Raw genomic sequence first — 11,471 nt, 5'->3', positions numbered from 1 at the left:
AATTGACTAATTTTAAAACACTAAAGTTCGGATATGCAACGGAATCGAATTGCTAAATGGTTGAGTTTCGCCGTTTTTTTATTTCCCCTATTTTCAGAATCGCAGGTAAATGCTGTAGAATTCGGTAAAAACCGGGTTCAGCATAAGAAGTTCGCATGGAAATTTTACCAGTCGCCAAACTTTAATACCTATGTGGCCCAGGGTGGAGTAGAATTAGGCAAATTTGTGGCGCAGGTTGCTGAAGAAGAGCTTCCTTCGATAGAGAATTTTGTGGAATATTCGCTCCAGAGAAGGGCAAATGTGATCGTTTACAATAACTACAATGATTACAAAAGCAGCAATATCGGGCTGGGCAGCGACTGGCAGAGTGCAGGTGGTTTAACCAAACTCGTGAACAATAAGCTGGTTGTTTATTTCGATGGCGACCACGCACACCTGAAAAGACAGATCCGGGAAGGTCTTGCACGTGTGCTGACCGATAACCTGCTTTTCGGGGAAGATATCGGCGAATTTGCCAGTAACCAGGCATTGCTCGATCTGCCCAAGTGGATGATCGATGGTTATGTGTCTTATACCGCAGAGAACTGGAGTACGGAAAAAGATGACGAACTGAAAAGTGCCATGCTCGGCGGCAGCTATAATTCCTTTTACCAGTTTGCTTTTGAAAAACCGTTACTGGCGGGACATGCTTTCTGGTATTATATTGCGGACAAGTATAAAAAAGAGAATGTTTCCTACCTGCTTTACCTGGCCAGGATCTATAAGAACCTGAACAATGCCTGCGAGCGTGTATGCAAGAAAAAATTCAAGGAAGTACTGAGCGATTTCATGCAGTATGAGCAGGAGCGTTATTCAAAAGACCTGCGTCAGCGCCGTAATCAGCCCAAAGGACAACTCAACGTTTCAGAAGATATTTCAAAGAACGATTATTTCCGTTTCCAGGCAAATCCTAATCCGAGGAGTACAACCTATGGTGTGGTTGAATTCAAGAAAGGGATCTACAGTGTGAAACTGATGGAGAATTTCTACAATGCGAAAGTGCTGCTCAAAAGCGGTGTACGTACCAACCAGACCGATGTGAACCCGCGTTACCCGATCCTGGCATGGGATGGTAAGGGATCACGCCTGCTCGTAGTTTATTGGGAAAGCGGAAAGATCAAGATGTTTGTATACGATGTAATTGCGAGGTTCAAACGTTTCAAACAGGAGATCACAGGTTTCGACCAGATCCTTGATGCATCGTTCATGCTGGATGCAAATACACTGATCCTCAGCGCCGTTAAAAATGGCCATACCGATATCTTCACCTACAAGATCGATCAGAACAAAAGCGAACAGATCACCAACGATGTATATGATGATCTGAACCCGACATTTGTATCGTTCCCTAACCGTTCAGGTATCATCTTCGCTTCAAACAGGCCATCGCCAAATGCCCCTAACCAGGATACGGTATTGCCGAGTAAATACCACTATAACATTTTCATGGTGGATATCCTGAACAAGAGCAAGGAAAAACAGATCACACAGCTCACCAACGTGAAGAACGGAAACGCGAGCTACCCGATGCAGTATAATACCAATCACTTTACCTACGTATCTGATGAGAACGGTATTGCCAACCGCTGGGCAGGTTTCTTCTCCACACAGAGAGATGGCCTCGATACATTGTATCATATCGGTGATGAGTTGCTGCGTAACCCGTCACCCAAAGAATTCGATTCCACACTCCGCGCATGGCAGAAACAGGAACCGGATAGTGTAAGCTATTTCCAGGTATACAAAGACTCAACCTATAGCTTCCCGATCACGAATTACCAGAGCTCATTGCTTGAAACACGTATAGCCGGCGACAATGGCCTGGTGAGCGAAGTGCGCAGGGAAGGCGACTATAAGTTCCTTTACAAACTTAAAGTAGACGAACAGGCGCTGATGAAGCGTAATGTAAACGCCCGTCCTACAGAATATATGAAGCGCGTGATCGATGCACAGAAAGTATCTGATGGTAAAGCTACTGTTTACTCCAAACAACCGGCGGCAGATACAACCAAATCGAAGAACAACTTCTTCCAGAATGAATTTGCGGATGAAAAACCGGATACAACACAGGCTTTCTGGAACAGGCAGCAACCCGCTAAAGAAAAGATATCCGTGCTCACCAAATCGAAACTCTTCGATTACAGGCTGAAATTCTCAAGCGATTATGTATTGAGCGGTTTCAGTAATAAATTACTGATCAACAGGTTCCAGCCTTATGCAGGCGGTGCGGGTCCGATCCAGCTGAACAACGGCAACGACCTTAACTTCAATCTGCAGATGGGTGTGAGCGACCTGTTCGAAGACATTAAATTTGTAGGCGGCCTGCGTTTCGGAACCAACCTGGCAGATAAGGACCTGTTCTTTACCTTCCAGAACCTGCGCAGGAGACTGGATTGGGGTGTTACCTATTACCGCAGTAATGTGACCAACACCTCAGACGCGCTGATCACCACACCGGGTGGCCAGTTCCTTACTACTATTTCAAATAAGATCATCACCAGTCTTTATCAGGCAAACTTTACCTATCCGTTCAACGAAGTGAAGAGCCTGAGAGCAATTATCGGTTATCGTACAGACCGTGGTATCCTGAAATCTACCAACCAGTTTACCCTGCCGATACCGGATACCGTGATGAAGAATGTAACCACAAGGCTCGAATATGTTCATGATAATACCATCAACCCAACACAGAATATCTGGAATGGCCTGCGGTATAAAGTTTATATAGACATGAATATGCCTTTGCAGAAATCCACCGTTAACCAGAACGGAAAACCAACCTTCAACTTTGGTTTCGATGCAAGGCATTACTATAAAATCTACCGCAACTTTATCTGGGCAGCAAGGGCCGCGGCAGATTTCTCATGGGGCGGACAAAAATTCATTTACTACCTCGGTGGTGTAGACGGCTGGATCGCGCCTAAGTTCAACGACAAGAACACACCGGCTCAGGATCAGTCGTACAGCTTCCAGTCGCTCGCGGTTAATATGCGCGGCTACAAGCAGAACATTGCCAATGGTAACAATGCGTTTGTGATCAACAGTGAATTCCGTTTCCCTGTGTTTGCAACGCTGATCAACAGACCTATCAACAATGCATTCATCCGCAACTTCCAGCTGGTACAGTTCGTAGACCTGGGTACAGCATGGAATGGTAAATACAACGGCATTAAACGTCCGGGTGAAGTAGTGGGCGATCCGGGTTCACCGATCATCGTGAAAATAGATGCAGGCGGCCTCGGACCATTTGCAGGTGGTTATGGTTTTGGTGCAAGAACCACGCTGCTGGGCTACTTTATGAAAGTGGATGCTGGATGGCCGATGAAAGGCATTTTCAAAGGTCAGCCGGTATGGTATTTCTCTTTAGGATTTGACTTTTAATCTATCCAGATATCATGATATCACTGCCCTGCCTGTAAAAGGCGGGGCAGTTTTTTTACGGTAAAATAGACAACACATAACAGCACGGTGAACAGGAATGTAAATGCCCATAAAGAGATGTAATGATGCGGCAGCAGGAAATGGTGTGCCGAAGATGAAATGATCATTTTAGGGCTTGTGAAAACATCCCAGCTGTTGAAACGGAGATAACGACCGATGAAAATACCGTAACTGCACAGCAGCAGTCCTGTAAACATGCCAACCTTAACCCAGAACGGTTTTACCAGTTTTGCAAGGAATGTTTCGAACTGCATCAGTGAGATCACTCCGAGAATCAATCCGTTCCAGGAACCGGATGAAACCATGATCATGTCGAACCAGACCGGGAATCCGGGCCTTTCTTCAAAATGAAAAATATCGGTCAGCAGGTAAGGCGCGTTGGGCAGAAATAAAAGCCAGATCACTGCAGTTGCAAAAGCACCCGGACCGAGTTTGTTGTATTGCTGAAGCCGGCAGCCCATGATGTATGGAATAGCGGCAAGGAAGGTATTCCATGGATAAAAACCATAATCAGGCTGACCTGTCCAGATTATCCTGATGAATAAAAGAACCATTGTGAACATGCAGGACAGCAACAGCATTTTGCTTAATCCTGAAATATGCAGTTTCATAACAATGAAATGAATTTGGGTAAAAAAATGATAAGACCAGTTATTGCACTGATCAGCGATGCGAACAAAACGGCAGCCGCAGCAACATCCTTCGCCTGTTTGATCAGCGGATGTTTTTCCGGGTGTACGGCATCACATAATTTTTCAAGCGCATGATTGAGCATTTCCGTGCAGCATACAAGTCCGCAACAGAAAAGTACCAGGCACCATTCCACAGCGGAGATGGAAAAGAAGAAGCCGCCTGCAACAGCAAGCAAGGCGGCTCCAATATGTATCCGGCCGTTCCTATCGGTTCTGATAAAGGCAGACAGGCCTTGAAAAGCGTAGCGGAACGCGGATAAAAGCGATTGTTTATTCATAATAATATTAATGAGCATACCAGTTGATCTTCCGGCTGGCGCGCATGGCCAGGGCCAGGATCAGAAAAAGGCCGATACTTCCTACGAGCAGCGCAGTATCTTCCAGTCTGATCAGTACAAAGATAAAACCATACAACGCAGCGAGCAGCGAGGCAAAAATTACACCCGTCTTCCAGTTTTTGAAATGTGATGCAGCATAGACAGCGATCAGCAGAATAGTGGCAGCTGCGGATATGATATAAGCCAGGTCGAATGCGATGAATTCACTGAAAGAAAGCAGGAGCGTATAGAAGATCACGAGCGCCAGTCCAACCAGTACATACTGCACCGGGTGCATAGGTTTTTGCTGCATCAGCTCAATAATGAAGAAGAAGGAAAACGTAAGGCCGATGAATAGCAGCGCATATTTAACGCTCTTGCTTGTTTTCACGTACTGATCCGATGTCTGCAGGATATTCACCCCGAATTTCAGTTGCTCTTTGGGCAGCCCTGCATCGGTAAGAACAGTGGAGAATGGAAGATTTGCTTTATTGAAATTCCAGCGTGCCGTAAATCCTTTTTCCGTTACCGACCTTGTTGCCGGAAGTGAATTACCATCGAAGGAAGGATTAGGATAGGCAGATGCGAGCGTAAAGGAACTGTTACCAGCCAGGGGAACAAAATGCAACTGGCCGCTGCCTTTGAGGTGCAGTGCTGTTTTAAAATCCAGCGGTTGCTGAAAACCGGCGAGGCCATTGAGTAAAGGTGCGGATAAACCTGTTTTATCGATGTCGTCTGTTGGCAGGCCCGGCGAGAGCGTGTAAGGCGCGCCATTTATCGTTACATCTATCTTTTGCTCAATGCCCTTGAAATCGGAAATGCCAACGCAGATCCTGGCTTCATTGAGCAGCAACTGATCTGCAGATACACCGGTTGGTAATGCAGGAATAAATCGGCCGGTTGTTTTAAGCGCCGACTGGTAAAGCAACACTTTGTAAATAGAGCGCTGCCTTTCCTGTGTTTCAAGAGAACCTGATACGTCCAGCTCATCCGGTAATAAAATGAAGTGTTTCTTTCTCGTAATGATCTTTCCAGCCTCAGTTTTATCTGTAACGGTATAAGGGATGAAAACATACGGACCAGTGATGGTCTGCGCACCGGCCCATTTGCTGCTGACGTCCTGTACAACTGCTTTCTGGCGCTGTTCTCTTTCTGTAACAAGATTGGCAATAAATGCGGTAGGGATGAGCAGAAGCAGGATCAGTATGCCGGTGATAAGACCTTTGATCATAGGGCTGCTGCCTTTTTTGATGGTGTTGATGGCATTGCTCACCGGGGTTTCGTCTTGTGTCATTTGTATATGGTTTTGGGTTTGAATGATAGTAAATGCTGAAGTGATGAAATAGTTGTTATAAAGAATCCTTGTATTGAATAAAAGCGTAAACTGGCTGCAGAGGAACAGGGGAATAAATACCCATCTCAACGTATTGATGATGTCATAGAATAAACCGAAGCCAACAAATAGAAGGGAAAGCATTGTATAACCTGTAACAATCACCGTATTCAGGAGAAAAAGCTTCAGCCACCTGTTTCTGTAAGAATGTTCATCCCTGTTGATAAACGGAAAAGCGAGGATATAGATGAATAAAGCCGGTAAACTTCCTATTGATGCGGCAATGGGAACAAGCATAAGCAGAAACAGAGAAAAATCAGCTGAATCTGTATTATTGCCGGTCAGTGCCCAGATGCAGATGCCGGCTGAAAGCAGAAGAAAGCTATGACACCAGAGTCTTACAGCCATCGAAGTGTTACTGTACTTTTTCATTTTAAAAGTGCTTTGTATTTCAAAGTGTTTAAGCAAAAAAAATTATCCCAGCTTACGGATCATTTGTTCCAGTGCTTCCAGGTGCGTTCTGAAAGCTTTCTCACCGGTTTTGGTGATGGAATAAGTGGTATTGGTTTTACGGCCTATAAATCCCTTTTTCACTTTGATGAATTCATTTTCCTCAAGGGTTTTGAGATGGCTGGCAAGGTTACCGTCGGTGACTTCGATCAGTTCCTTAAGCTCGTTGAAATTCAAGCCTTCGTTCACCATCACGGCACTCATAATCCCCAGCCGGATCCGGCTGTCGAATATCTTATTGAGGTTTTCTATCGGGTTCTTCATGAAGTAAAGCTTGTTCAACCGGCTGCAAGATAAACCTGCAGCGCCGGCGGCTGACTAGTTATTATTGTTGCGTTCATATTTCAACCACATGGCAATTCCGTATACAATATGCAGAACGCCAAAGCCAATGGCCCACAAAATGAGTCCGTGACCGATCATCCACAGGTTGATCACGCCGAGAACCAGCTGGCAGTAGCCCAGCCATTTAATTTCTCCCACAGTATATTTACTTCCGTTGATCAGGGCCAGTCCATAAAACAAAAGACAACAGGGTGCAACCAGGCCTCCCAGTCCCAGGTCAAGTAACCTGTATACTACAATACCACCGATGGCAAGTGGTACCGAGGTATTCCACAAAAGACGGCGGGCAGTTGTTCCCCAGATGGCTACGCCTGTTTTTTTACTGCGCAGGTAGGTAAAGAAGACCGCTACACAGAGCGCAGCGATAAAAGTACAGGCACCAGCTGCCAGCAGTTGTTTCTGCAGATCGCTGCCTGTGGCGAAGGCAAGTGAACGATAATCAATTCCCGCTTCCTCCAGACCGTTCTTTAGCTGCCAGGCATAAGCTGCACCTAACAAAGCGCAGATGCCGGCACCAATGCCACTGAGGCCGCTCAGGCTGATGAACCTGCTGCTGCGCTCCATCATCTGGCGGATGTTGTGGATCGATGCGATAGGGGATTGTTCTGTCTCCATAAAAGTACTTTGTAATTCAAAGTAAATGCATTTATTGCAAACCTCAAAGAAAACAGGTGATTTTGCTTTTTTTTAGGATTTGAGCTTAGCGTCTTCGTCGTCAAGCCTTGGCTCACGCAATTCAACGGGAGGCTGACCGCTCATTTTCTTACGCAGGCGCATATTCAGCAATTCCACGCTGAAAGAGAAGGCCATGGCAAAATAAACGTAGTTCTTCAGATGCAGGTCGTGCGTTCTTTCACTGTCCCAGCCTTCTACCAGTAATACGAACCCGATCATCACGAGAAAGGAAAGGGCCAGCATTTTTAAGGTAGGATGTTTATGGATAAAGGATGCTATGCCCGGACTGAACAGGAACATCAGTACCATGGCCAGCACTACCGCCGCGATCATGATCTCAATATGTTTGGCTGTACCTCCTGCTGTAATGATGCTGTCGAAGCTGAACACCATATCGATCAGGATGATCTCTGCAATGGCTTTGCCGAAGCTGATGGTCTTTACATTTGCGCCTGTTGCAGCATGTGTATGTTCATCGCCCTCGAGTTTGTGGTGGATTTCCATTACAGTCTTGTAGATCAGGAACAGACCGCCGGCGAGCATGACCAGGCTGGCAATATCAAAGTTTTTCCCGAAAGCACTGAACAATGGCTTGCCTTTCTGGGATAACAACCAGCTAAGCCCGAAAAGTAAAATACTCCTGGTGATCATACCTGTGACCATCCAGGTGAACCTCGCCTTTTTCTGCAAAGACTTGGGCAAACGATTCATGATAATGCTCACGAAGATCACGTTATCGATTCCAAGTACTACTTCAAGAATAACCAGTACAATAAAACTAATAAGGCTTTCGGTGCTGAAAAGGGCTTCCATGGATTGATGTATATATTGGGAAAGTTAAAGGTTGTATTTATTGTGCAGCCAGATCACGGCAGATTTTTTTTACGATAGACGGGCCCTCATAAATAAAACCGGTCCATACCTGTACCAGTGATGCTCCCGCCTCCAGTTTTTCCCTTGCATCTGCGCCATTGAAAATACCGCCGCTTGCAATGATGGGAATCCGGCTGTCCAGTTGCTGCGCGAGATAGCTCACAACTTCAGTTGCTCTTTGCTGCACAGGTTTCCCGCTTAATCCTCCCGCACCGATCGCTTCAATTTTCGAAGCAGGTGTTTTCAGTCCTTCGCGGCTGATGGTGGTATTGGTAGCTACCAGTCCGTCAAGTCCTGCTTCCAGCGATAATGAAACAATATCATCCAGTTGTTCCCGGGTAAGGTCAGGCGCTATTTTCAGCAGTACCGGTTTGGCTTTTGCTTTGCCATGGTTGATCTCCTGCAGGTTGCCGAATATCTTCCGGAGGGAATCCTTTTCCTGCAATGCTCGCAGGCCAGGCGTATTGGGGGAGCTTACATTCACCACAAAATAATCCACACAGTCGTGCAATTCTTCAAAACAGGTATTGTAATCTTTCCAGGCATCTTCATTTTCGGTGATCTTGTTCTTACCGATATTACCACCTACCACCAGCGGAGAACCGCCGGAAGCTGCCAGCCTGCTGCGTAGTCTTGCGGCAATGGCTTTTACCCCGTTATTATTGAATCCCATCCGGTTGATCAGCGCTTTGTCTGCCGGCAAACGGAAAAGCCTTGGTTTGTCGTTACCCGGCTGCGGTAAGGGCGTCACCGTTCCGATCTCCACAAATCCGAACCCCAGTGTTTCAAGGGCATCGAGGTAAACGGCATTTTTATCGAACCCCGCGCCTAATCCTACCGGATTCTGGAACTGTAACCCGAAAAGTTCCTTTGCGAGCGAAGGGTGCCGGAATGAAAAACTGCGTTTCAGAAGATGACGGGCCGTTTTTGCACGTATACTGCCTCGCAGCAGGTCCATCGATAAGTAATGCGCGTCTTCCGGCGGGAAAAAGAACAGAAGTTCGCGGATAAGCGGATAGATCATAATAATGCGAAGATAAAGGGACTTGAAACCAGAAAACCGCAGTTCCCAACAAAAATATGGTTGCATAAACAACTATGTGTCAAAAAACCGTACATTTGAAACAGCAAAAATCTTTGTTATGCAGGAAGCATATATTGTTGCCGGGTACCGTACGGCTGTTACCAAAAGTAAGAAAGGTGGGTTTCGTTTTTATCGTCCGGACGACCTGGCGGTAGATGTGATCAAAGGGCTGGTGGCATCTGTTCCGCAACTCGATACAAAGCGTGTGGACGATGTGATCGTGGGTAACGCCGTACCGGAGGCTGAACAGGGATTACAGGTTGGCCGGATTATTTCTGCGCGGGCACTGGGTATCGATGTAGCAGGTTTTACCATTAACAGGTATTGCGGAAGCGGGCTGGAAAGCATTGCTATTGCTACAGCAAAGATCAGGAGCGGTATGGCTGAATGTATTATTGCCGGCGGAACAGAAAGCATGAGTCTTGTTCCCACCGCCGGGTGGAAAACGGTTCCGGCTTATTCCATCGCAAAAGATGAACCCGATTATTACCTGAGCATGGGTCTTACTGCAGAAGCGGTTGCCAATGAGTTCAAGGTGAGCCGTGCAGATCAGGATGAGTTCGCCTATCATTCTCACCGTAAAGCATTAACGGCAATAACAGAAGGGCATTTCAAATCAGGAATATTACCTGTTACGGTAGAAGAAACCTACGTGAACGAAAAAGGTAAAAAAGCCGTTCGCTCTTATGTAGTAGATACTGATGAAGGCGTACGTGCCGATACCAGCGTGGAAGCGCTCGGAAAACTGAAGCCTGTATTTGCGATGGGCGGAAGTGTAACGGCCGGAAATTCTTCACAGACCAGTGATGGCGCTGCTTTTGTGATTGTGATGAGTGAAAGGATGGTGGTAGAACTGGGACTCAAACCTATGGCGAGGCTGGTAAACTGTGCTTCTGCGGGCGTACATCCGCGGATCATGGGTATCGGACCGGTTGCCGCAGTTCCCAAAGTTCTGAAACAGGCAAATATGAGCCTTGCAGATATTGACCTGATAGAGCTGAATGAAGCATTTGCTTCACAATCGCTTACCGTGATCCGCGAGCTGGGCCTGGATCCGGCGATCGTTAATATCAACGGGGGCGCCATTGCACTCGGCCACCCGCTGGGCTGTACCGGCTGCAAACTCACTGTTCAGATCATAAATGATATGAAGCGGCTGAATAAGAAATATGGCATGGTAACTGCCTGTATCGGCGGTGGTCAGGGCATTGCCGGTATCATCGAGAATCTCTGAGCCGGTTTCGTTGTGGTACGATAATTTAAACGATACATTAAATTAACGGTTGCAAATAGGTAACTGCATTTTGTTTCAGTAAATTCATCATATGAATACCATACTCGTACCTACAGATTTTTCTCCTACAGCAAAAAATGCTGCAGTATATGCCATGCAACTGGCTGCCGACCTTGGTGTTGGCAAAATCATTTTTTATCATTCGTACCAGGCACCGGTAAGTATAGATCCGGTGGTACCTGCTGTGCAGTTATTCGATATAGATTCCCTGAAAGAAGCAAGTGAAGAAGGCTTAAGGCATTTCATGAACGAGATGGCAGCGGCGGCTCCCGGCAACGGTATTGTGTTCGATTCGATCAGCGAGTACAACATGCTTACAGATGGCATCAACGATGCAGTGGAAAGAACCGGAGCCGGCTGGGTAGTAATGGGTATTACCGGCGGCGGCGCGCTGGAGGAAACCCTGATCGGAAGCAATGCCGTAAATGTTGCAAAACAGACTCCCGTGCCGGTGATCATTGTTCCGGCAGGTGCTGCCTATAAGAAGATCACCAGGATACTGCTGGCCTGCGATTTCAAAAAGGTACTGGATACCATGCCCGTTCAGCCGATACGCAACCTTCTGAATGATACTGGTGCCAAACTGATGGTATTGCATATCGACAGCGCGCACAGGGATTACAACAGCGAACTCGCCGGTGAGATCCAGGTACTCGATGCATTACTGAAAGATTATTATCCCGAATATCATTTCATCGATCATGATGATTTCACCGAAGGCATGAATGCATTCGCGCTGGAACATCAGGCAGATATCATCATTACCATACCTAAAAAACATGGCTGGTTCGAAGGTCTGTTCAGAAGAAGCCATACCAGGAAACTGGCTTTCCATACCAGCATCCCGTTAATGGTGATCCACGAATAA

The 11,471-nt window shown here is 46.5% G+C and carries 10 protein-coding genes; 3 read left to right on the top strand and 7 right to left on the bottom strand.

Annotation, left to right across the window (positions count from 1 at the left end; genetic code table 11):
* Nucleotides 1-33 precede the first annotated feature (33 nt).
* Nucleotides 34-3,420: a hypothetical protein gene (locus tag B5D42_RS09520; RefSeq protein ID WP_078831243.1), complete on the top strand. Its 3,387-nt coding sequence runs from the start codon at nucleotides 34-36 to the stop codon at nucleotides 3,418-3,420.
* 20 nt (nucleotides 3,421-3,440) lie between these two features.
* On the opposite strand, the gene B5D42_RS09515 is transcribed toward B5D42_RS09520, so the two are convergent.
* The 7 genes from B5D42_RS09515 to B5D42_RS09485 form a co-directional block, all read right to left on the bottom strand.
* Nucleotides 3,441-4,091: a DUF1361 domain-containing protein gene (locus B5D42_RS09515; protein ID WP_078831242.1), complete on the bottom strand. Its 651-nt coding sequence runs from the start codon at nucleotides 4,089-4,091 to the stop codon at nucleotides 3,441-3,443.
* Nucleotides 4,088-4,450, bottom strand: coding sequence for a diacylglycerol kinase family protein (locus B5D42_RS09510; protein ID WP_078831331.1), 363 nt, complete (start codon nucleotides 4,448-4,450; stop codon nucleotides 4,088-4,090). Before B5D42_RS09510 ends, B5D42_RS09515 begins: the two co-directional genes overlap by 4 nt.
* Before the next feature lie 7 nt (nucleotides 4,451-4,457).
* Nucleotides 4,458-6,254, bottom strand: a complete 1,797-nt coding sequence (gene creD, locus B5D42_RS09505; RefSeq protein WP_078831241.1) for a cell envelope integrity protein CreD — start codon at nucleotides 6,252-6,254, stop codon at nucleotides 4,458-4,460.
* A gap of 42 nt (nucleotides 6,255-6,296) precedes the next feature.
* Nucleotides 6,297-6,596, bottom strand: a complete 300-nt coding sequence (locus B5D42_RS09500) for a winged helix-turn-helix domain-containing protein (RefSeq protein ID WP_078831240.1) — start codon at nucleotides 6,594-6,596, stop codon at nucleotides 6,297-6,299.
* A 54-nt stretch (nucleotides 6,597-6,650) separates the two neighbouring features.
* On the bottom strand, nucleotides 6,651-7,292 hold the full coding sequence (locus B5D42_RS09495; RefSeq protein WP_078831239.1) for a hypothetical protein: 642 nt from the start codon (nucleotides 7,290-7,292) through the stop codon (nucleotides 6,651-6,653).
* Nucleotides 7,293-7,364: 72 nt separating this feature from the next.
* The gene (locus B5D42_RS09490) at nucleotides 7,365-8,165 is read right to left on the bottom strand and encodes a TerC family protein (protein ID WP_078831238.1); all 801 of its coding nucleotides are present in this window, start codon (nucleotides 8,163-8,165) and stop codon (nucleotides 7,365-7,367) included.
* Nucleotides 8,166-8,202: 37 nt separating this feature from the next.
* Nucleotides 8,203-9,249 carry a quinone-dependent dihydroorotate dehydrogenase gene (locus B5D42_RS09485; RefSeq protein ID WP_245825639.1) on the bottom strand — a complete coding sequence of 349 codons (1,047 nt, stop codon included), beginning with the start codon at nucleotides 9,247-9,249 and terminating at the stop codon, nucleotides 8,203-8,205.
* Nucleotides 9,250-9,367: 118 nt separating this feature from the next.
* Between B5D42_RS09485 and B5D42_RS09480 the strand changes: the two genes are divergently transcribed.
* Both B5D42_RS09480 and B5D42_RS09475 read left to right on the top strand, forming a co-directional pair.
* Complete coding sequence (locus tag B5D42_RS09480; protein ID WP_078831329.1) at nucleotides 9,368-10,543, top strand: acetyl-CoA C-acyltransferase; 1,176 nt, start codon at nucleotides 9,368-9,370, stop codon at nucleotides 10,541-10,543.
* 91 nt (nucleotides 10,544-10,634) lie between these two features.
* A complete protein-coding gene (locus B5D42_RS09475) occupies nucleotides 10,635-11,471 on the top strand; it encodes a universal stress protein (protein ID WP_078831237.1) in 837 nt (278 codons plus the stop codon).

This window comes from Sediminibacterium ginsengisoli, from assembly GCF_900167075.1.
GTDB lineage: Bacteria > Bacteroidota > Bacteroidia > Chitinophagales > Chitinophagaceae > Sediminibacterium > Sediminibacterium ginsengisoli.
Note: the sequence above shows the minus strand (reverse complement) of the source record. Positions and strands in the feature narration are given on the sequence as shown.

What these genes read in the sequence shown, in the direction of transcription:
- B5D42_RS09515 (WP_078831242.1), bottom strand. Translation starts at nt 4,091, where the DNA reads ATGAAACTGCATATTTCAGGATTAAGCAAAATGCTGTTGCTGTCCTGC.
- B5D42_RS09520 (WP_078831243.1), top strand. Translation starts at nt 34, where the DNA reads ATGCAACGGAATCGAATTGCTAAATGGTTGAGTTTCGCCGTTTTTTTA.
- B5D42_RS09480 (WP_078831329.1), top strand. Translation starts at nt 9,368, where the DNA reads ATGCAGGAAGCATATATTGTTGCCGGGTACCGTACGGCTGTTACCAAA.
- B5D42_RS09485 (WP_245825639.1), bottom strand. Translation starts at nt 9,249, where the DNA reads ATGATCTATCCGCTTATCCGCGAACTTCTGTTCTTTTTCCCGCCGGAA.
- B5D42_RS09495 (WP_078831239.1), bottom strand. Translation starts at nt 7,292, where the DNA reads ATGGAGACAGAACAATCCCCTATCGCATCGATCCACAACATCCGCCAG.
- creD (WP_078831241.1), bottom strand. Translation starts at nt 6,254, where the DNA reads ATGAAAAAGTACAGTAACACTTCGATGGCTGTAAGACTCTGGTGTCAT.
- B5D42_RS09510 (WP_078831331.1), bottom strand. Translation starts at nt 4,450, where the DNA reads ATGAATAAACAATCGCTTTTATCCGCGTTCCGCTACGCTTTTCAAGGC.
- B5D42_RS09500 (WP_078831240.1), bottom strand. Translation starts at nt 6,596, where the DNA reads ATGAAGAACCCGATAGAAAACCTCAATAAGATATTCGACAGCCGGATC.
- B5D42_RS09490 (WP_078831238.1), bottom strand. Translation starts at nt 8,165, where the DNA reads ATGGAAGCCCTTTTCAGCACCGAAAGCCTTATTAGTTTTATTGTACTG.
- B5D42_RS09475 (WP_078831237.1), top strand. Translation starts at nt 10,635, where the DNA reads ATGAATACCATACTCGTACCTACAGATTTTTCTCCTACAGCAAAAAAT.